Origin of the sequence: Corynebacterium sp. CCUG 71335 (genome assembly GCF_024454075.1) — a bacterium.
Classification (GTDB): Bacteria; Actinomycetota; Actinomycetes; order Mycobacteriales; family Mycobacteriaceae; genus Corynebacterium; species Corynebacterium genitalium.
Window position 1 is genome coordinate 50,848 of the sequence record NZ_JAGPYY010000011.1, and the last position, 19,898, is coordinate 70,745.

Annotated in this window: 18 protein-coding genes; 11 read left to right on the plus strand and 7 right to left on the minus strand. The window is 63.7% G+C overall.

The features are described 5' to 3' along the window. Positions 1 to 12: 12 nt before the first annotated feature. The 4 genes from ppk2 to groL all read right to left on the minus strand — a co-directional run bounded on the left by ppk2 (position 13) and on the right by groL (position 3,762). Entirely contained in the window at positions 13 to 906 is an 894-nt protein-coding gene (gene ppk2, locus KBX19_RS08725; RefSeq protein ID WP_040424180.1) for a polyphosphate kinase 2, read from the minus strand. A 327-nt stretch (positions 907 to 1,233) separates the two neighbouring features. After that, entirely contained in the window at positions 1,234 to 1,365 is a 132-nt protein-coding gene (locus KBX19_RS08730; RefSeq protein ID WP_005288450.1) for a hypothetical protein, read from the minus strand. Positions 1,366 to 1,404: 39 nt separating this feature from the next. After that, the gene (locus KBX19_RS08735) at positions 1,405 to 1,599 is read right to left on the minus strand and encodes a hypothetical protein (RefSeq protein WP_005288449.1); all 195 of its coding nucleotides are present in this window, start codon (positions 1,597 to 1,599) and stop codon (positions 1,405 to 1,407) included. Positions 1,600 to 2,127: 528 nt separating this feature from the next. Continuing rightward, positions 2,128 to 3,762 (minus strand): chaperonin GroEL, encoded by a 1,635-nt coding sequence (gene groL / locus KBX19_RS08740; protein ID WP_255998456.1) that lies wholly within the window; start codon positions 3,760 to 3,762, stop codon positions 2,128 to 2,130. A 458-nt stretch (positions 3,763 to 4,220) separates the two neighbouring features. Here groL and KBX19_RS08745 point away from each other — a divergent pair, with 458 nt between their 5' ends. From KBX19_RS08745 to KBX19_RS08785, 9 genes are all read left to right on the plus strand, one after another. Next, positions 4,221 to 5,879 carry an HNH endonuclease gene (locus tag KBX19_RS08745; protein WP_255998457.1) on the plus strand — a complete coding sequence of 553 codons (1,659 nt, stop codon included), beginning with the start codon at positions 4,221 to 4,223 and terminating at the stop codon, positions 5,877 to 5,879. A gap of 154 nt (positions 5,880 to 6,033) precedes the next feature. Continuing rightward, positions 6,034 to 7,407: a M20/M25/M40 family metallo-hydrolase gene (locus tag KBX19_RS08750; RefSeq protein WP_255998458.1), complete on the plus strand. Its 1,374-nt coding sequence runs from the start codon at positions 6,034 to 6,036 to the stop codon at positions 7,405 to 7,407. Positions 7,408 to 7,771: 364 nt separating this feature from the next. Next, positions 7,772 to 8,293, plus strand: a complete 522-nt coding sequence (locus KBX19_RS08755) for an acetyl-CoA acetyltransferase (RefSeq protein ID WP_255995620.1) — start codon at positions 7,772 to 7,774, stop codon at positions 8,291 to 8,293. Between the two features lie 239 nt (positions 8,294 to 8,532). After that, positions 8,533 to 11,583 (plus strand): Na+/H+ antiporter subunit A, encoded by a 3,051-nt coding sequence (locus KBX19_RS08760; RefSeq protein WP_255998500.1) that lies wholly within the window; start codon positions 8,533 to 8,535, stop codon positions 11,581 to 11,583. Further along, positions 11,584 to 12,078, plus strand: a complete 495-nt coding sequence (locus tag KBX19_RS08765) for a Na(+)/H(+) antiporter subunit C (RefSeq protein ID WP_255995622.1) — start codon at positions 11,584 to 11,586, stop codon at positions 12,076 to 12,078. Next, positions 12,068 to 13,942, plus strand: a complete 1,875-nt coding sequence (locus tag KBX19_RS08770; RefSeq protein ID WP_255998459.1) for a Na+/H+ antiporter subunit D — start codon at positions 12,068 to 12,070, stop codon at positions 13,940 to 13,942. Before KBX19_RS08765 ends, KBX19_RS08770 begins: the two co-directional genes overlap by 11 nt. Further along, positions 13,942 to 14,460, plus strand: a complete 519-nt coding sequence (locus tag KBX19_RS08775) for a Na+/H+ antiporter subunit E (protein WP_255998460.1) — start codon at positions 13,942 to 13,944, stop codon at positions 14,458 to 14,460. The genes KBX19_RS08770 and KBX19_RS08775 overlap by 1 nt, the downstream gene beginning before the upstream one ends. Before the next feature lie 6 nt (positions 14,461 to 14,466). After that, positions 14,467 to 14,745, plus strand: coding sequence for a monovalent cation/H+ antiporter complex subunit F (locus KBX19_RS08780; protein ID WP_255998462.1), 279 nt, complete (start codon positions 14,467 to 14,469; stop codon positions 14,743 to 14,745). Continuing rightward, on the plus strand, positions 14,745 to 15,110 hold the full coding sequence (locus KBX19_RS08785; RefSeq protein WP_005288420.1) for a monovalent cation/H(+) antiporter subunit G: 366 nt from the start codon (positions 14,745 to 14,747) through the stop codon (positions 15,108 to 15,110). Before KBX19_RS08780 ends, KBX19_RS08785 begins: the two co-directional genes overlap by 1 nt. On the opposite strand, the gene KBX19_RS08790 is transcribed toward KBX19_RS08785, so the two are convergent. From KBX19_RS08790 to KBX19_RS08800, 3 genes are all read right to left on the minus strand, one after another. Beyond that, a complete protein-coding gene (locus KBX19_RS08790) occupies positions 15,107 to 16,228 on the minus strand; it encodes a glutamate--cysteine ligase (RefSeq protein ID WP_255998502.1) in 1,122 nt (373 codons plus the stop codon). The genes KBX19_RS08785 and KBX19_RS08790 overlap by 4 nt on opposite strands. Positions 16,229 to 16,476: 248 nt before the next feature. Next, positions 16,477 to 17,634, minus strand: a complete 1,158-nt coding sequence (locus tag KBX19_RS11385) for a LytR C-terminal domain-containing protein (RefSeq protein ID WP_255998464.1) — start codon at positions 17,632 to 17,634, stop codon at positions 16,477 to 16,479. Between the two features lie 427 nt (positions 17,635 to 18,061). Further along, complete coding sequence (locus KBX19_RS08800) at positions 18,062 to 18,289, minus strand: DUF3263 domain-containing protein (protein ID WP_255998466.1); 228 nt, start codon at positions 18,287 to 18,289, stop codon at positions 18,062 to 18,064. Positions 18,290 to 18,311: 22 nt separating this feature from the next. Between KBX19_RS08800 and KBX19_RS08805 the strand changes: the two genes are divergently transcribed. Both KBX19_RS08805 and KBX19_RS08810 read left to right on the plus strand, forming a co-directional pair. Beyond that, the gene (locus KBX19_RS08805; protein ID WP_255998468.1) at positions 18,312 to 18,881 is read left to right on the plus strand and encodes a peptide deformylase; all 570 of its coding nucleotides are present in this window, start codon (positions 18,312 to 18,314) and stop codon (positions 18,879 to 18,881) included. 10 nt (positions 18,882 to 18,891) lie between these two features. After that, entirely contained in the window at positions 18,892 to 19,896 is a 1,005-nt protein-coding gene (locus KBX19_RS08810) for a GNAT family N-acetyltransferase (protein ID WP_255998470.1), read from the plus strand. Positions 19,897 to 19,898 lie beyond the last annotated feature (2 nt).

The following is a 19,898-nucleotide window of genomic DNA, read 5'->3' on the forward strand; positions in this document are numbered from 1 at the left end:
CACAATGGGAAATTAGTCCCCGATCTGGTCGCGGCCGCGCTTGACGATCAACGGGTCCGGTTCGCCCACAACATCGTGATCCTTGTTCGTGTACTCAAACTTGGACAGGATGTAGCGCATCGCGTTGATGCGGGCGCGCTTCTTGTCGTTGGACTTGATGGTGATCCAGGGGGACTCGTCAGTGTCCGTGTAGCGGAACTGCTCTTCCTTGGCGCGGGTGTAATCGTCCCACTTGTCCAGGGACGCGAGGTCCATCGGCGACAGCTTCCACTGGCGCACCGGGTCGACCTGGCGGATGGCGAAGCGGGTGCGCTGCTCCTTCTTCGTCACCGAGAACCAGAACTTGGTCAGGGAGATGCCGGAGCCGAGGATCATGTTCTCCAGCATCGGCACCTCGCGCAGGAACTCGGCGTGCTGCGACTCGGTGCAGAAGCCCATGACGCGCTCAACGCCGGAGCGGTTGTACCAGGAGCGGTCGAAGAAGACGATCTCGCCGCCAGCCGGGAAGTGCTGGATGTAGCGCTGGAAGTACCAGGAGGTGGACTCGCGCGGGCTCGGCTTCTCCAGAGCCACGGTTCGCGCACCACGCGGGTTGAGGTGCTCATTGAAGCGCTTGATGGTGCCGCCCTTACCGGCTGCGTCGCGGCCCTCGAAGATGATGATGTGACGCTGGCCGGTATCCTTCGTCCAGTTCTGCCACTTCAGCAACTCAATCTGCAGAGCGCGCTTGACCTTCTCGTACTCGTCGCGGCTCATGCGCTCGTCGTACGGGTAGTTCTCACGCCAGGTCTCAATCGGGGTACCGTCCGCCTTGAGGAGCACCGGGTCATCTTCGTCAGAATCGTCGACGTAGTAACCCTCGGTCTCCGTCAGGTCGATCATGGGCATGTCATCATCGTTTGCCATGCGGTCGAGTGTAGTCGCGCACGGGCAGGAGCGCTCGGCATGCATTTCGCTTATCGACGCCCCCATCTCATTCCCAGCGAACCGTGCGGAGCTGTGGAACCGAGGCGCGGATTTATTACAGCACGTTAGTTGATACCTCTATCAGTTCTGCTGCCTGGTTTGGGTGATATTGACATATCTATAAATTCGGTCGCATGAATTTGAGTTTGCTGACACATCTATTAGCCGCCATGCATGAATAGCCTGAGGAGCTGGGTGTCAAAATGCAAAAACCCTGTCGCCGAAGCGACAGGGTTAGTGAATCCCGCTCAGGCGGGAAGGAAGCTACTACGGGAGCAGCTTGAGGAGCTTCTCAGCACCCTCAGCAGCGTCGACGAGCGGCTTGATGAACTTGAAGATCGGCTCCCAGATCTTGCCGAGACCCTCTGCGAACTGGGAAGAACCTGCGAAGAATTCCATTGTTTTTCTCCTGTGATGTGTTAGGGCTGGTGGGTGAAATTAGTTGTTAGAAGACAGGGAAGACAGCGGCTCGAAAGCGCCCTTCAGCTTCTCAGCGTCGTTAGCGAAGAGGTCAGCGATGTCCTGAATCGGGTTGCCGCCGAAGAAGTCGGTCAGGCCGCTGATGACCTTGTCCCAGCCCTTCCAGGTGTCCTGGAAGTTGGACAGGTGGGTGATGATTTCCTTCACGTCCATGTGAAAATCTCCTTGAGTTCACCGGCTGACGCCGGATGAGGTTTCTGGTGTTCAGACACCCCGGTCGGGCGTCACAAGAGCAATATTGCCATAGATCTCACAGCCGTCAACACATGCAATTCATTGCCATGACCAGCACATTATTCCTTAAGCTCGCCTTAAAACATTAACAGTTGGTTAAGTGATGGCGGTTATGTCAAACTACCTGCATATTTTGACGGTCAAAAATTTACTTTTAGGCGAACAACCCCTCAGTCTGTAACGTGTTTTACAAGACGTTCGATATGCCGAATTCAGCAGGAAAATTCTTTTCCTAAAAGTTTGGGCACCCCTATTCCGGGGGTGCCTCACAGCTTTACTCCAGCCACACAGGCCCTGGGCCCAACGGGAGCTCACAGCGCAGCGTTGCCGAAACGAGACCTAGGAAACCTGCTGGTTGCACGCAGAATCCCCACCGTCCAGGCTTGCGCCTAGGGGTGGGGATTCAAAGGGACGCGGGATGGGGCGTCGATAAGCGAGCAAGCTCGCTTACATCATGCCGCCCATGGCCTCTGGGTCCATTGCGGGAGCTGCGGGCTCCGGCTTCTGCGCGACGACAGCCTCGGTGGTGAGGAAAAGGCCAGCGATGGACGCGGCGTTCTGCAGCGCGGAACGGGTGACCTTCGCAGGGTCGGCGATACCGTTGGCCAGCATGTTGACGTACTCAACGGTGGCGGCGTTCAGGCCCTCGCCAGCGGGGAGGTTAGCAACCTTGTCGGCGACAACACCCGGCTCGAGGCCAGCGTTGAGCGCGATCTGCTTCAACGGAGCGGAGAGGGCTTCGCGGACGATCTTCACGCCGGTAGCCTCGTCACCCTCGAGGCCAAGGTCACCCTCGAGCTCCTTGGATGCCTGCAGCAGGGCCACGCCACCGCCAGCGACGATGCCCTCCTCGACAGCAGCCTTGGCGTTGCGGACAGCGTCCTCAATGCGCAGCTTGCGCTCCTTGAGCTCGACCTCGGTGGCGGCACCAACCTTGATCACAGCGACACCGCCAGCGAGCTTAGCCAGGCGCTCCTGGAGCTTCTCGCGGTCGTAGTCGGAGTCAGAGTTGTCGATCTCAGCGCGGATCTGCTTCACCCGGCCCTCAATCTGAGCCTGGTCGCCAGCGCCCTGCACGATGGTGGTGTCGTCCTTGGTCACAACGACCTTGCGTGCCTGGCCGAGCAGGGAGAGATCAGCGGTGTCGAGCGACAGGCCGACCTCCTCCGAGATGACCTGGCCGCCGGTGAGGATCGCGATGTCCTGCAGCATTGCTTTACGACGGTCGCCGAAGCCCGGCGCCTTCACAGCCACCGACTTGAACGTGCCGCGGATCTTGTTGACCACGAGGGTGGACAGAGCCTCGCCCTCTACATCCTCAGCGATGATCAGCAGCGGCTTGCCGGACTGCATGACCTGCTCCAGAACCTGCAGCAGCTCCTTGACGTTGGAGATCTTGCCGGACACCAGAAGGATGTACGGATCCTCCAAGACAGCTTCGCCGCGCTCCATGTCGGTGGCGAAGTAGGCGGAGATGTAGCCCTTGTCGAAGCGCATACCTTCGGTGACCTCGAGGTCCACGCCGAACGTGTTGGACTCCTCGACGGTGATCACGGACTCCTTGTTCACGGAGCCGTTGCCGACGGCGTACATCGCCTGGGCGATCTTCTTGCCGATCTCCGGGTCAGACGCGGAAATGCCGGCGGTGTTAGCGATCTCCTCCTCGGTCTCGACTTCCTTGGCGGAGTCGAGCAGGACGGTGGAGACCTTCTCGGTCGCAGCCTGGATGCCGCGCTTGATGCCCATCGGGTTGGAGCCGGCAGCGACGTTGCGCAGGCCCTCGCGGACCAGCGCCTGAGCCAGCACGGTTGCGGTGGTGGTGCCGTCGCCAGCGACGTCATCAGTCTTCTTGGCGACTTCCTTGACCAGCTCAGCACCGATCTTCTCGTACGGATCCTCGAGCTCGATGTCCTTCGCGATGGTCACGCCGTCATTCGTAATCGCCGGCGCGCCCCAGGACTTCTCCAGGACAACGTTGCGGCCCTTTGGGCCCAGCGTCACCTTCACAGCGTCAGCCAGGGTGTTCAGGCCCTGCTCGAGGCTGCGACGTGCTTCCTCATCGAATGCGATCATCTTTGCCATGTGAGTTTGTTGCTCCTCTTTTTAAGGTGGCTGTTTTTTGCTTTACGACGCCACTCTCACGCCTCAAAGTCCCAACCCGGCGCCCGCGACGGCACGGCTGGCGAGTGCTGCTCGGGCGCTTCCGTTGTTGCCTTCGCAGACCAGCCTCATCCCGGTCGGGATTGACGTTCTTAGCACTCACTTGGCGGGAGTGCTAAAGCCATTTTTAGCAGTCAGGGGTAGGGAGTGCAACGTCGGGGCCCGCGCGTGGAGTGCGCTTTGAGCGAACATGGGTGTCTGGCTTTTTCGCGTCTGCTGCCGAGCTCCGCTTGGGTGGTGCTTGGGTTGCGCCTGAGCTCTGGCCGGCCCAGAAAGAATGCGTATGAATATTTTCGAACAGTCTTGCGTTCATGGTTTAGGGGTGGGTACAATGGTGGCAACGGTTGATACGCTGCACACAGTATCGAGGGGAGGGGACCATGACGGGGCACATCACACAGCTTGTGAACACTATCGGCGATGCTTTAGCGCAGCTTCGCGACGAGTTCGCCGACCCGTCTCTACTATCGCTGCATGATGTGGCCGCCGAGATGGAAAAGCTCGAGGAGCACCTTAACGCCAAAGCGCTTATCGACGCTTCATTCGCCTACCTGTGCGACCGCGACAACGCCGGACGACTCGTCGGGGCAGTCCACCCCAACGCCTACCTGACCACCCGACTAGGCCTCTCGGCCGGGGAAGCCTACGACCGGCTCGCCCGCGGACGCGACCTCTTCGCCCCACCAGTGACACCTGAACCGGCTGCCACCGGTGGTGACGACGATGGTTCCGGTGGTTCAGGGTTTGAGCTCGAGTTCGGCACGGATAATCAGGAAACCGAACACGCTCGCCGTGAGGCTGAAGAGCAAGCCCGCCGCAGCCAAGAAGAAGCACGCACCAAAGCAGCTGGCGTGTCCGCGGAGAAGCAGAACATCATCCGCCGCGAACTCGACAAGCTGCTTGCCCCCGCCCGCGGGGAACGCACCCGCCTCCACGCCCAAGCCATGGATGAAGCCGCCACCCGGGACGTAAAAGACCTCCGGATGTTCGTGCGCCGCAACGTCGACGCCGCCAACCGTAAGCACGCCCCACGAAACAACCCGAACGCAGGCTTTGCCAACCGCGCGGTCCACATCGGGCACCGCAAAGCGGACGGCACCCACGAGATCACCATCACCGCCACCGCCGGTGATACCGCACTATTCAAAGCGCACCTGGATAAAGGACTCGCCCCGCACACCAACACCGGTGATGCTCAGCGCGGTAATGATGGCACCGGCGAAACCGGTGGTGTGACGGATTACCGCACGCCACCCCAACGCCACTACGACCAATTCACCACCATCCTCAAAGCTTTCGAATCAGGCCAGCAAAAGCTCAGCGGTGGTGCGGCATCTGTCGTCATCGCCATGACAATGGACGACCTTGCCGATACTGACGGCTACGCTGCCGGCGGTGGCCTGTTCGCCACCAACACCGGTATCGACATTGATGTCGTCGACATGGCCCGCCTCGGCCTGGGCACCCTGGACACCGCTGATTCAGACCAGGCGAACTTCATCCTCCAGCTCGACTCCGTCACCGCGGTCCCGCTGTCGATGGGTAAAACCCGCACTGCTTCGATCGGGCAGCGCATCGCGATGCTCGCCGTCCAAGGGGTCTGCTCCTGGACCGGATGCAGCAAACCACTGACCGAATGCGAAGCCCACCACATCTTCGCCTGGATCCTCGGTGGTCTAACCACGATGGATAACCTCACCGGATTATGCCGCGAGCACCACAGATGCAACAACGACAACCGTGACGGCACCTGGGGCAAAGGCCATATGGACTACGACCCCGACACCGGACAAGCAGGACTTGTCACACCCGGGGCTACACACATGCAGTTCAACACCACAGACCCCGCCCACCACTGCGCAGCCAACCGCATCCGCCGCAGAACCACCAACACCACCAACACCGGCAGTGGCACCAGTGGGCCCACAACACCCACACCCAAAACCAGACCCGACCCACCCCTATTCCCACCAAACAACACACCACCCCGCACCCGAAAACAGCCCAGACCGCGAGCACATACCCATGCCCGTGAATAGAGAAGCGCTTCTCCCGATGCCACGCCCAACCCCGCATGCTCCAGCGCCGCGGTTCGCGCAAACGCGCACCGTGGACACAGGCATGCCTGCACCTACTTCTCGGCAAGCATTGCGGAAGCCGCGCGCCCTCGGCACCGCGAGTACGGTCGCGAACATGAACACCGACAACACCACAGCACAGCTCGTCCCCAACCGCGACCGGATCTTCAAGGACCTGTCCGGCCTCGTGTCGTTCAATTCCCCGCACTCCACACCGGAACTGGCCGACCAGCACTCCGCCGCCGCGGACTGGGTCACCGCCGCTGTGGCCGAGCATGGTTTTGAGGTGGAGCGGCACCCCACCGTCGATAATGCGGACGTCATTATCGGCCGCCGCGCCGGCGCCGATGGTGCACCGACCGTGTTGCTGTACTCCCACTACGACATCGTCCCGGCCGGCGACCCCGCCGCTTGGACCTCCGACCCCTTCACCCTCACCGCGCGCGACGGCCGCTGGTACGGGCGCGGCGCTTCCGACTGCAAAGGCAACATCGCCATGCACCTCGAGACTCTGCGCATGCTCGAGGCCGCCGGCGGCACCGACGCGAACCTGCTTGTCGTGGTCGAAGGCTCGGAAGAACTCGGCGGCGGTGGCCTGGAGAAGCTGATCGATGAGAAGCCGGACCTGTTCCGCGCCGACGTCATCCTGATCGCTGACTCTGGCAACGTTGCGGTCGGCACGCCCACCCTGACAACCGCCCTGCGCGGCGGCGCCCAGGTACGCGTGACCATGAAGACTTTGGAGGGCGCGATCCACTCCGGCACCTTCGGCGGGGCCGCACCCGACCCGGTGGCGGCGCTGATCCGGACGTTGGATTCGCTTCGCGACGAGCACGGCCGGACCGTCATCGACGGCCTCGACTGCACCCAGACATGGGAGGGTGAACCGTACACCGCCGAGACCTTCCGCAAAGACGGCGGCGTCCTCGACGGCGTGGGCTTGATGGGCGATGCCGAGGCCGGCGAGCAGCCTTCCGACCTCGTATGGGCCCGCCCCGCCGTGAGCGTCACTGGCTTCACCTCCACCCCGGTGGACCAAGCCGTGAACGCGATCGTCCCCCAGGCGCAGGCGCAGCTCAACCTGCGCGTGCCCGCGACGATGGATCCGGCCGAGGCCGCCGAGGCCCTGAAACAACACCTGATCGACCACACTCCGTGGGGCGCGCATGTGGAGGTGGAGATCTTTGACATCAACCACGGGTTCGCCACCGACCCGGACCGCCCGGCCATTGGGCTGCTTGGCGCGTGTCTCCGCGAGACCTACGCCGAGGACGACCCCGCCGTCGAGCTGGCCGTCGTCGCCTCCGGCGGATCGATCCCGCTCACGGCGACGTTGCAGAAGCACTTCCCCGACGCCGCCATCGCCATGTTCGGCGTGGAAGACAACGCAGCCGGCATCCACTCCGTGGACGAATCGGTGCACCCGTACGAGATCGAGCGGGTCGCCGTGGCGGAGGCACTCTTCCTCCAGCGGGTCTCACAGCTCTAACTCGCCCGAAACCACGCCACCCATCCCGCCCCACGGAACATTCTCGGGCCTTTTCTGCGAGAGTTTTACTCGAGAACCGAGACCGCAGAAACAGGGGCTGAGATGGGAGAACGGCGGGCGGGGGCGTCGATAAGCGAGTGGCGCGCGGATATGAATCGGCGAAATGTGTTGCGCGTCACGTGAAGCTCGCTTAAAGTGACTGTCATGCAAAAGCGCATTCTTCTACTAGCGGTACTACGGGCCACGGACCCCGACGCGGAGTAACCGACTCCACGCGGCACGGGTGAGTGGTCGTTAGCCAACCAGTACAAGCGAGTCGGTACTCCTCCCCCACACAACACCGCGAAATGTAGAAGGACTCGACATGTCGAACACGACCGCCTTTGCCACCCAGACTCAGACCCAGCAGACCCGCACCGAGGAACTCGATCCGTTCCAGCTGCGCTTCGAATCCCCCCGCCGCCTCCCGCGCGAACTGCGCGAGGAAGCCATGGGCATGAGCTGGTCGCTGTTCACCGCCACCTACGCGCCGACCCCGACGCTGCGGATCTCCGACATCCACACGGATAAGGCGAACTGGTGCTACAACAGCTACTCCGCTGACGTCACCAAGACCTCCAAGACGTTCCCGCCGCAGACGACCCACCACGAGGTCACCGCCTCCGGCCCGGCCCACGCGTTCGCTGCGATGCTGGCGACCGAAGGCCGCTACATCGAGATCCTCGAATTCCACCAGATCGAGCTGTACGAGGCAACGTTCACCGCGATCAAGGTCGCCCACCAGATCAACGAGCGCAACACCGCGTGGGCCATCGGCTTCGGCCCCACCTCCGAGGCTTCCATCGCCGCCGCCATGTCCTCTGGCGCCCAGCGCATCTACGGCTAACCCGCGGTTCTGCGGCTAACTCCGAATCTACGGCTAACCCCGATATCCTCGAATCCACGTCGAACCTCCGGATTACGGCCGCGGCAAAAAACCGGTAAAGTAAATCCCGTCGGCCGCGCCAGCGATGACGCGCCTTTTTTGATTTGGTCTCATTATTTCCCAAGTTGAGCTGGGTGTTTCTGTCCTGTCAGCGCGCCGGAAAAACGTGCGAAAACTAGATTCGAATCTTGGGAGGCCCTGTGATCACGCTGCTCTTCGCCCTCGTCGCAGCCACCGCGGCCGCCCCGTTTTTGCTTCGCGCGTTCGGCCGCCCCGCCTTCGGCATCCTGGCCCTGGTTCCCGGGGCCGGTTTCGCGTGGATGGTGTACCAGTTCGCCGACGGCACCTTCAAAGATGGCGGCGAGATCCTGGCCAGCTACCCGTGGATGCCCGGGCTGTATCTCAACCTGGAGTTCCGGCTCGATGCCCTAGCGGGCCTGTTCTCCCTGATCATCCTCGGCGCGGGTGCTCTGGTGCTGCTGTACTGCTGGGGGTACTTCGACACGAACCCGATCCGCCTGAGCATCTTCGGCTCCCAGCTGACTATGTTCGCCATGGCGATGTACGGCTTGGTCATCTCCGACAACTTCCTGGTCATGTACATCGTCTGGGAGATCACGTCGGTATTGTCGTTCCTGTTGGTCTCCTACTACGGTGAGCGCGCGTCGTCACGCCGCGCCGCCAACCAGGCGCTGCTGGTCACCACTTTCGGCGGCCTGGCCATGCTGCTGGGCATCGTCCTTTTCGGCACCCAGACCGGCATTTGGCGGCTGTCCGAAATCCCGGCCCGCACCGAGCTGGCGGACGTGCCGTGGATTTCCGCCGTCGTGGTGCTGCTGCTCCTCGGCGCCCTGACCAAGTCCGCCCAAGCCCCGTTCCACTTCTGGCTGCCCGGCGCGATGGCCGCCCCGACACCGGTCTCGGCCTACCTGCACTCCGCAGCCATGGTGAAGGCTGGCGTCTACCTCATCGCCCGCCTCGCACCCGACTTTGCACCCATCCCCGCCTGGCACGTCGTGGTCATCCCGGCCGGTATCTTCACCATGCTCCTCGGCGGCTGGATGGCTCTGAAACAGGTCGACCTGAAACTCATCCTCGCCTACGGCACCGTCTCGCAGCTGGGATTCATGATCGCCGTCATCGGCATCGGCTCCCCCTCCGCCACGATGGCTGGCCTGACCTTGGTGTTCAGCCACTCGCTGTTCAAAGCCGCCCTGTTCATGATCGTCGGCGCCATCGACCACACCACCGGCACCCGCGACATCCGCGAACTGTCCGGCCTGGGCCGCCGCGAACCACTGGTCGCCATCCTGGCCACCATCTCCGCTGCGTCGATGGCGGGCATTCCGCCGCTGTGGGGCTTCGTCGCCAAAGAAGCCGCCCTCGAAGCGACCCTGCACGAGGAACTGCTGGTCGGCATGCCGCGCAACATGATGCTCGTGGCATTCGTGGTCGGCTCCATCCTCACCATGGCGTACTCGCTGTACTTCCTGTGGGGCGCCTTCGCCCGCAAAAAAGAGCACGAGCTCAGCGAAGACACAGAGCTTATCGACGGCTCCACCCCCGCCGTCCGCGACCGCGACCCGATCCAATTCCTCCAGTGGTTGCCTCCTGCGGTCCTGACCGTCCTGACCGTCATCTTCGGACCGTTCCCGGGCCCGCTGTCGGACGCGTTCAACCAGCACCTCGACGTGCGCTTCCCCGGCGACCCCGGCGAAGACCTGAAGCTGTGGCACGGCATCACGGTGCCGCTCATGCTCACGATCGTCATTGTGCTGGTGGGCACGATCATGTTCCTGCAGCGTCAGCTGGTCGCCCGCGCCCAGTTCGACCGCCCGGCGCTGGGCGATGCAGATGCTCTGTGGGACAACATGCTCAAGGCGTTGCGTCAGGCGTCGCTACGCTTGACCGCGTCGACGCAGCGTGGTTCGTTGACCATCAACCTGGCCACGATCTTCGCTGTGCTCATGGTCGTGCCCATCGGCGCGCTGATCATCGGCGGCGCCAACGACATCCGCATGATCCTGTGGGATTCTCCGTGGCAGGGCATGGCCGCGATCATCCTGATGATCTGCGCTGTCGCCGCGACCCGCGCCCGGAACCGTTTGTCCATCGTGATCTTGGTGGGCATGACGGGCTACGCCCTGGCGTTCATGTTCGCTCTGCACGGCGCGCCGGACCTGGCGCTGACGCAGGTGCTTGTGGAGACGATCGTCATGGTCGTGTTCATGCTCGTCCTGCGCAAGCTGCCCACCGACGTCGATGTCCGCAAGGACTTGGATAACCGCCTGCGGGCCTGGCTGTCGGTCGGCACCGGCCTGTCCGTGGTGGTCGTGGCCATGGTGGCCATGTCCGCCCGCACCGCCACGCCGATCTCCGAGTTCATGCCCGACCTCGCCTTTGAGATCGGCCACGGCCGCAACACCGTGAACGTGCTGCTGGTGGACCTGCGCGCCGCCGATACCCTCGGTGAGATCAGCGTCCTGGTCATCGCCGCGACCGGCGTGGCCTCCCTGATCTACCGCACCCAGTCCTTCCAGCGCAGCTCGCGCCGCCCGACGCTGAGTTCCCGGCAACCGCGCTGGCTGGCCTCCGGCGTGGACACGGAGAAGTCGCAGAACCGCTCGATCATGGTGGACGTGGTCACCCGCATCCTCTTCCCGTCGATGATCCTGCTGTCGGCGTACTTCTTCTTCTCCGGCCACAACGCGCCCGGCGGCGGCTTCGCCGGCGGCTTGGTCGCTGGCCTCGCCTTCACGCTGCGCTACCTCGCCGGCGGCCGCGAGGAACTCGAAGAGGCCCTGCCGGTCGATCCGGCAAAGATCCTCGGCACCGGCCTGCTGCTCTCCGGCGCCGCGGCGATCATCCCGATGTTCATGGGCTACCCGCCACTGACCTCCGGCTACATCGAGCCGGAGCTGCCGCTCGTCGGCCCGGTCACCATCCCCAGCGCCCTGCTTTTCGACGCCGGCGTGTACGCCATCGTCATCGGCCTGGCCATGCACATCCTGCATTCCCTGGGCGGCCAGCTCGACCTCGAGGAGGACGAGCGCAAGGAGCGCGCCCGCGACCGTGCCCGCGCCCTGCAGCGCAAGAACGAGCAACGGCGCGCTCTCCGCGAGGAAACCCTCGCCCAGCGCGAACGAGAACGGGAAGCTGAGAAACAAAAGAAGGCCGAGACAGCTCGTGGGGGCGGCGCGGAGCGCAGCGAGGGCCGGCCCCACGCGTCGATAAGCAGAAAGGAGCTGTAGGTGGAAGCGAACCTATTTTTGCTCATGGCGTCTGGCGTGATGATCGCGTGCGGCGTGTATCTCATGCTGGACCGCGCGATGACGCGCATGCTGCTCGGCGTGATGCTCATCGGCAACGGCGCGAACTTGCTCCTGCTGCAATCCGGCGGGCAGGCGGGGTCGCCGCCGATCAAGGAGCGCGAATCCTTCATTTTCGGCGACGTGATTGCGGACCCGTTGGCGCAGGCGATGATTCTCACCGCGATCGTGATTTCGATGGCGATGACCTCATTCATCCTCGCGCTGCTGTACAGGCAGTACCGCTACCGTACTGACGACGTGATTGAGCACGACGCCGAGGACCAGGCGATTGCGGCGCGCCCCGCGACGCCGTCTGCCGCGCCGGACGCTGACGCCTCCGATGACCCCGAAACTGGCCGCCTCTCTCGCGGCGGCGACGCCTTCGGCCCCCGCTCCTTCGAGGAACCCGTGAAGGAGGCGCAAGATGGGCGCTAACCTCGACCACACCTGGTACACGTCCTACGTGGACTGGCTGATGCCGTACATGCCGTGCATCATCCCGCTGCCGGTCCTCATTCCTGCACTGGCCGCCGGTCTGATTCTGCTGGCCGGCAAGCACCGCGTGCTGCAGCGCAACATCGCGTTCTTCACGTTCCTGGTGCTCGCCGTCATCGCGGCGTCGATGATTCTGGTAGCCGACATCGAAGGCATCCAGACCGTGCAGCTAGGCGGCTGGGACGCGCCGATCGGAATCACGTTCGTCGCCGACCGTCTTTCCGGCATCATGCTGTTCGTCTCGGCGATCGTGCTGTTCTGCGTGATGTGGTTCGCCATCTCGCAGGGTATCCGCGACGGCAACGAGAACGACCCCGTGGAAGTCTTCCTTCCCATCTACATGCTGCTGTCAATGGGCGTGAACCTGTCCTTCCTGGCGGGCGACCTGTTCAACCTCTACGTCGGCTTCGAAATCTTCCTGGTGGCATCCTACGTCCTGCTCACCATGGGCGCGTCCCCGCTGCGTGTCCGCGCCGGCATCGGTTATGTCATGGTGTCCATGGCGTCATCGATGGTCTTCTTGTTCGCGCTCGGCCTGGTCTACGCGTCCGTGGGCACGATCAACATGGCGCAAGCAGGCATCCGCCTCGAGGAGCTTAACGACGGCACCCGCGCCGCCATCTTCGCCACCCTGCTCGTCGCCTTCGGCATCAAGGCCGCGATCTTCCCCCTCGACGCCTGGCTGCCCGACTCCTACCCCACCGCCGCATCCCTGGTCACCGCCGTCTTCGCCGGACTTTTGACCAAGGTGGGCGTGTACTCCATCATCCGCGTGCGCGTGACCATGTTCACCGACGGATCGCTGGACACCCTTCTCATGGTCGTCGCGCTGGCCACGATGATTGTCGGTGTCATGGGTGCCCTGGCCCAGAACGACATCAAACGCCTCTTGTCGTTCACCCTGGTCAGCCACATCGGCTACATGATCTTCGGTGTCGCCCTGGGCTCCCAGCACGGTCTCAACGGCGCGATCTTCTACGCGGTCCACCACATTCTGGTGCAGACCTCGCTGTTCCTCGTGGTCAGCCTGATCGAGCGCCAGGTCGGCTCCTCGCAGCTGCGCCGCCTCGGCTCGCTGCTGTATACCGCCCCGTTCATTGCCATTTTGTACTTCGTCCCGGCGCTCAACCTGGGCGGCATCCCGCCGTTTTCCGGTTTCTTAGGCAAAGTCATGCTGCTGCAGGCCGGCGCCGAGGACGGCACCTGGCTGTCGTGGGTGCTCATCGTCGGCGCCGTGGTGACATCGCTGCTCACCCTCTACGCCATGATGATCGTCTGGTCGAAGGCGTTCCTGCGCGACCGCTCCGACGCCCCCGAAGGCAACGTCACCAGCGTGCGCGTCAGCCCGCTGGCTGACATTCACGACACCGTCGACGCCTCCGAACGCTCCGACGTCGGCCGCGTCCCGTTCGGCATGATGGCCTCCACCACCACACTCATCGCCGCATCTGTGGGCATCACGGTGCTCGCCGGCCCAATCTCCGCCATCACCGGCCGCGCCGCCGACTCCGCGATGGACCAATCCATCTACCGCACCGCTGTGCTCGGCGACGATTGGTCGAACCCCTCACGCACCCTTGACCAAGACAGGCTTGACGACGGCTCCGACACCATCGACCAGCGGCGCCACGACATCCGCACCCCCGACGCTGGGGTCTCCACCGAGCCTGTTCCCTCGCCGGCCGACACGGGTGCACGGGCTGATAACGGCGGCACCAACGCCTCGTTTGAACAGGAAAAGGCCACCGGCGGGGTGCGCCCCGAGCGTGAAAAATCTTCCGTCGTCGGGGAGGCAGAGGACTAATGATGCAAAGATTCCGCAGCCGCTTCCGTCCCTGGTTCATCGTCTGGCTGACCCTCATGTGGATCCTGCTCATGGGTGAACTGAGCTGGGGCAACGTCTTCGCCGGCCTCGCTTTAGGCATCCTGATCACCGTGCTGCTGCCCCTGCCGCCGCTGCCCACCGGCGGCATCAGCATCAACCTCTGGGAGCTGATCAAGTTCGGTGTCCGCTGGGTCGGCCAGCTCATCAGCGCCGCCGTTCAAGTGTCCTGGCTGGCCATCCGGCCCGCCGACCCGCCCAAGGGCGGTATCTTCAAGGTGCCCATGCGCTTGGGGTCGGAGCTGGAACTGTACTTCGCTACCTGCGCCTACAACCTCCAACCCGGCGGCTGTGTCACCGATATTGACCTGGCTAACCGCATTTGGACCATTCACGTGCTCAACGCCGGGTCCCAGCAGGCTATTGAGAGCGCTCTCCAGGACGTTCGGGACCTTGAGGCCTCCATGATCGCCATCTTCGAGAAGAGAAAGGCCCACTGATCCACCATGGACGACATGATCTACAACTCCGTGCTGGCCGCCGCGGCCGCGTTTCTTGTCGCCGGGTTCTTCATCACCACCTGGCGCCTCGTGGTCGGTCCCAACTCGCTCGACCGGGTCATCGCCATGGACGGCGTTGTCGCCTCACTCCAGTGCGCGCTGGCCACCTACATCTGCTGGACCCTCGACACCACCGTGGTCAATGCGATGTTCGTCGTCGCCCTGCTAGGCTTCATCGGCTCCCTGTCGGTGGCCCGCTTCCGCAAGAGGGACGGTGCACTCTAATGACCTGGGAATTCATCTCCGACGTCCTGTCACTCATCTTCATCAGTTTCGGCGCCCTGCAGGTCTTCTTCGCCTCCGTCGGCATCGCCCGCTTCGGCAACACCCTCGCCCGCATTCACGCTGTCACCAAACCCCAGACCGTGGGGCTGGTGCTGGTGATCATCGGCGTCATCTTCCGCCTCACCGGCTCCGACAGCTTCGGGCCCGGCCAGCGCGGCGACATCGGAATGCTCTTCCTCCTGCTTCTCTTCGCGCTGATGACCAACCCGGTCACGGCGCAGCGCCTCGGCCGCGTCTCCCGCCGCGAAGCCCTCTACGGCGGCGACGACCAGATCGCCGTCAACGAGAACCCCGCGAAGTACTAGCCGCGCAGCTCAGCAACCGTGGCGTCGACCACGTCGCGCCAGTCCCCCGTCCGCTCGTAGATCGCGCGCTGACGCTGATACGCCGCGCCCTGCTCGATGATCCCCGGCACCAGATTCAGCTCATCAACGCACCCCAAACGCTGCGCCACCGGCTGGAGCTCCTCGACCATGTCATACAGCTCATCGGTGACGAGGCGCTCATCCGTCGCACGACTCGTGATCACCTCGGCCTCCAGGCCATAACGAGCGCCCCTCCATTTGTTTTCTGCGACGTGCCAGGGTTGGAGGGTGGGCAGGTCGCGGCCGTCGTCAAGCATCGCGTCGTAGTGCACCACCAAACAGTGCGTGAGCGCCACAACCGCCGCGAGCTCGCGGAGGGTCGGCGATGCGTCCGAAATACGCACCTCGATGGTGCCCCACTTCGCCGCCGGGCGAACGTCGAAATGCATCGAGCCCGTATGCGACGTGACGCCCGAGGTGGTCTGGTCGCGCATGAACTGCACCCACTCCGACCAATTCTGGAACTGGTACGGCATGCCCGCGGTGGGAAGCTGCTGGTACAACATAGTGCGGTTCGACGCGTAGCCCGTGTCCAGGCCCTCCCACGCCGGGCTCGCTGCGCTGATCGCCAAAAGGTGCGGGTACTTCGTCATGATCGCGTTGATGATCGGCCACACCCGCTCCTCATGCCGAATGCCCACGTGAACGTGCGTACCCCACAGCAACATCTGCTGGCCCCAGTACTGCGTGCGGTTAACGATCTCCTGGTACGTCGGCTTATCCCCCACCGCCTGCTCGCGGAAATCCGAGAACGGGTGGCCGCCGCTCGCCCACAACTGCAAGTTCTTCTCGTCCGTGACGGCCTGAATCTTGTCCTTCGTGGCGCGGAGATACTCGATCGCCTCCGCCGTATTGCGGCACACCGGGGTGACCAGCTCGACCGTGTTCTGCAGAAACTCCTTCTCCAGGTGCACATCCGGCCAGCGATCGTCCACCGCCTGGATCACCTCCGGGCCCCGCGCCACCAGGTCGCGGGTGGCCGGATCAATCACACCAATCTCCCACTCCACGCCCAACGACGGGCCCTCCGAGCGGTTGAAATCGCGGAACGGGTCCATAACGGAGTCGGCGGCGGGGTTGTGCGTGGGGTTCGCGTTGCTCGCGGTGTTCGCGTTGGGCTGCATTGTTTCTGAATACGTCATGCGGGGCGGTTTTACAATTTTAATATCGCCTTCTGGCGGATTTCAGCAGCATTTTCCCAGGTCGGATCTTAGCGAACTCAGTAGAAGGCGATACTAAAACGACAAAACCGGCCTTTCGTGCGGTCGGGTGCCGCCACAAGGCCGGTTTTCGTGAACTTTGTCGGCTAGAGGTTCACCGGGCCGGTCAGAACCAGCGTCAGGGAACCAGGGTTGTTCGCTTCGCTCGGCACGGTCGGGTCGTTCGCCTTAGCGACACCCCCAACGCGGTCCGCCAGCACCCGCGCCCGCTCCTCCGCACCCGGGGTCGCCGGGTCGAAGAAGACGGTGTTCTGCTCGAGGACGGCCTGCTGCTCACCAATGTTGCCGACCTCACCGACCTGCACACCCTGCCCCTTGAGCTGGTCAGACACCTCGGCTGCGAGGTTCGGGACGGTGGAGTTGTTGTAGACGTTGATCGTCTCGTTCTCAGCCGTCATCGCCTGGCCGCTGGCCGCCGGCGCAGCGCCTTCCGGAGTGCGGTTGTCGGCCTGGTTGGTCTGGGCGCTGTCGTTACTCGCGTTCTGCCGGCTGTCGTTCTGCGCAGCCGGATCCAGCTCATTGCCGTCGTGGCCGCTCTGCACGTTCGAGCTGTTCTGGCCGTTCGCGTTCTGCACCTGCTCCTGCGCGACGTCACCGGAATTATCCTTCTGCATCATCGCGTAGAGGCCCCACAGTCCGAGCAGCGCGGCAACGGCAATCAGGATCATCGCGAGACCACGCTTAGGCACACTGCCTGCGGCGACAGCGGAGCTACCTGCCCTTTCGCTTCTCGACGCCCGCACCGCCGGCACCATCACCGTCCGATCGTCATACGCGTCCTCGTACTGGTCGACGTACTCGTCAGCAGCGTAACCGTCTGCGTACTCTGCCTCCGGGTACTCTGCCTCGGCGTACTCGCCGTCGGAGTAATCATCGACGTAATCGCGGCTGCCGTATCCGCGGTCGCTATAAACGGTGTCGCCGTAAGTAGCGTCACGGGTGTGGAGGTCACCGCTGGTGTACGCGCTCGCACCCGCTACACCAACGGTGCCAGCAGCGCCAGCCGCGCTTACTGCTCCAGCCGAGGCGCCGAAGTCATAATCGTCCTCGTCGCGGCGGCGGTGCCTACCGCCCGAAGATGCGCGCTCAGCCGGAGTAGCCGGCGCGTCCGGTTCTAGAGGGGTGTCGTAGTACTCCTCGTAGGCTTCGCCGAAGGAGCCGTCGGAAATTTCGTCGTACCGGTCGGAGTAAAGGTTCGACGAACGATCGAAGGTGCCAGGTTTACCAGAGTTCACATTAGTCACAGCAGTCACCCTAGTTGTCTCTTTTGTCTCGAAAGGTTTGCGACGCGCCGACTCTTTCAATGCGCTTTGCAGAAAAGTTGACAAACCCGATTTTCGCCTAGAACCGAAACAGCTGGTGAGCGAGTTTTGGTGTCATACAGGCACCTCGAGCTCGTCAACTTTTCCGCAACACACTGCCACTGAAACCCCGAACGCAGCTCAGACACAGTGTAGAACGCGTTCCCCGTAGGCGCTTGTGCAAAAGATGACGAACTCGATGTCGCTCTGGAAATATCACTGCAGGTAAGAGCATTTTCAGGCAGCAAACCGAAATCGGGTTTGTAAACTTTTGCAGCGCGAACTGCGAGGGCTGGCCAGGCGAGCTCGCCAGCGCGGGCCAGCCAAGACCACCACACCAGCCCGGCCCACCAACCAGGCCCGCGAACCCCTACCCTGCGTCGCGGCCGAGGGCGCGGGTGTCGCGCAGCCTCTGGAGTCTGCGGATGAGTTGGGGGTTGTGGGAGAGGGCGGTGGGGTCGTCGATAAGCGTGTTGAGCTTTTGGTAGTACCTGAACGGCGACATGCCCAGCTCAACCCGGATGGCTTCTTCGCGCGCGCCGAGGCTGCGGGGCGCGCGGTCCGCGAAGTCGAGGATGGTCAGGTCGGTGGGGTCCATGCGCGAAACTATACTGGTCGCCATGATCCGACCGATTGTCATACACGGTGACCCCGTCCTGCACGCGCCGACCGAGCCTGTCACCGAGCCGGCCGCGGAGCTCAAAGAGCTCATCGACGACATGCACGAAACGATGGATGCGGCCAACGGCGTGGGGCTGGCCGCGAATCAGATCGGCGTGAATAAGCGCTTGTTCGTGTACCACTGCCCGGACGGCGACACGATGCGCCGCGGCACGGTGATCAATCCGGTGCTGGAGACCAGCGATATCCCGAAGACCATGCCAAAGGACGACGGCGAAGACGACGAAGGTTGCCTGTCCGTCCCCGGCGAGTCTTTCCCGACGGCGCGTGCCGAGTGGGCGAAGGTCACCGGCCTCGACGAGAACGGCGACCCGGTCGAGGTCGAGGGCACCGGTTTCTTCGCGCGCTGCTTGCAGCACGAGGTCGGCCACCTCGACGGCTATGTTTACCTGGACGTTCTCACCGGCCGCTACAAGCGCGAGGCGAAGCGCGCGGTGAAGGCGAACGGGTGGACCGAGGCCGGCAACACGTGGCTGCCGGGCACCGACGAGGACCCGTTCGGGCACTAGAAGAGCACTCGTGTTCCGCGCTGAACCCCTCTCCCCGGGCGACCGGGTGGTGGTGCGCCGCCGCTTCGGCAACCACGCCACGGACGTCATCGGCCACATCGAGGCGCTCGACCCGCTGGTCATCCGCCCGCAGAAAGTGGGCGGGCTGCCGTCCGAGGCGGAAGCGCTGACCATCCCGGCCGAGGACATCCTGGTCCTCCGCCGCCTCAGCCCGCGCCGCATCCGCAATTCCGACATCCGCGCCGTCGAAACCGCGTACGCCCGCGCGTTCCCCGGCCAAGAGCGCATGCTCATCGACGGCTGGCTCACCCGCTCCGGTTCCTCCATCGCCGAACGCTCCAACTCGGCCACCCCGATCGGGCATTCGGCTGGTTTTCAACCGGTTCCGCTCGCCGAGATCACTGCGTTCTATGCCGAGCGGGGGATGCCGGTGCAGTTGTTGATTCCGGAGCGCATCGGAAAGCCGGCGGCCGACTTGGTCGCACGCGAGCAGGGTGCGGGTGGTGCGGGCTGGGAGCTCGGGCCGGAGATCATCACGATGACGCGCGAGCTCGCCGGCGAAGACGCGGAGACCGAGCCCGGCGCGCTGGCCAGCGGGTTCACCTTCCGCATCGACTCCCAGCCCTCCGACGACTGGCTGTCGATGTACCACTTCCGCGGCCAGCCGTTGCCGCCGGAAGCCCTGGCAGAGTTGCGTGACGGGATTGAGGGGGAGATGGGGTTCGGCTCCCTCCTCGACACGCAGGGCAACGTCGTCGCGGTCACCCGCGGCACGATCACCGAGTCCGATGACGGCCGCGCCTGGCTGGGGTATTCCGCAGTCGAAGTCGCGCCGGAGTACCGCAGGCGCGGGCTTGGCACACTGCTGGGTGGGCGCATGCTGGAGTGGGGTGCGCAGCGCGATGCGGACGCGGCGTACCTCCAAGTGCTCGCGACCAACGACGCTGGCATCGGCCTTTACGACAAGCTGGGCTTCACCGAGCACCACCGCCACCGCTACGCCCGGCTAGGGTAGAT

Excerpts from the sequence above, each read along its gene's own strand:
- ppk2 (WP_040424180.1), bottom strand. The coding sequence starts at position 906 with ATGGCAAACGATGATGACATGCCCATGATCGACCTGACGGAGACCGAG.
- KBX19_RS08730 (WP_005288450.1), bottom strand. The coding sequence starts at position 1,365 with ATGGAATTCTTCGCAGGTTCTTCCCAGTTCGCAGAGGGTCTCGGCAAG.
- KBX19_RS08735 (WP_005288449.1), bottom strand. The coding sequence starts at position 1,599 with ATGGACGTGAAGGAAATCATCACCCACCTGTCCAACTTCCAGGACACC.
- groL (WP_255998456.1), bottom strand. The coding sequence starts at position 3,762 with ATGGCAAAGATGATCGCATTCGATGAGGAAGCACGTCGCAGCCTCGAG.
- KBX19_RS08745 (WP_255998457.1), top strand. The coding sequence starts at position 4,221 with ATGACGGGGCACATCACACAGCTTGTGAACACTATCGGCGATGCTTTA.
- KBX19_RS08750 (WP_255998458.1), top strand. The coding sequence starts at position 6,034 with ATGAACACCGACAACACCACAGCACAGCTCGTCCCCAACCGCGACCGG.
- KBX19_RS08755 (WP_255995620.1), top strand. The coding sequence starts at position 7,772 with ATGTCGAACACGACCGCCTTTGCCACCCAGACTCAGACCCAGCAGACC.
- KBX19_RS08770 (WP_255998459.1), top strand. The coding sequence starts at position 12,068 with ATGGGCGCTAACCTCGACCACACCTGGTACACGTCCTACGTGGACTGG.
- KBX19_RS08775 (WP_255998460.1), top strand. The coding sequence starts at position 13,942 with ATGATGCAAAGATTCCGCAGCCGCTTCCGTCCCTGGTTCATCGTCTGG.
- KBX19_RS08780 (WP_255998462.1), top strand. The coding sequence starts at position 14,467 with ATGGACGACATGATCTACAACTCCGTGCTGGCCGCCGCGGCCGCGTTT.
- KBX19_RS08785 (WP_005288420.1), top strand. The coding sequence starts at position 14,745 with ATGACCTGGGAATTCATCTCCGACGTCCTGTCACTCATCTTCATCAGT.
- KBX19_RS08790 (WP_255998502.1), bottom strand. The coding sequence starts at position 16,228 with ATGGACCCGTTCCGCGATTTCAACCGCTCGGAGGGCCCGTCGTTGGGC.
- KBX19_RS08800 (WP_255998466.1), bottom strand. The coding sequence starts at position 18,289 with ATGGACCCCACCGACCTGACCATCCTCGACTTCGCGGACCGCGCGCCC.
- KBX19_RS08805 (WP_255998468.1), top strand. The coding sequence starts at position 18,312 with ATGATCCGACCGATTGTCATACACGGTGACCCCGTCCTGCACGCGCCG.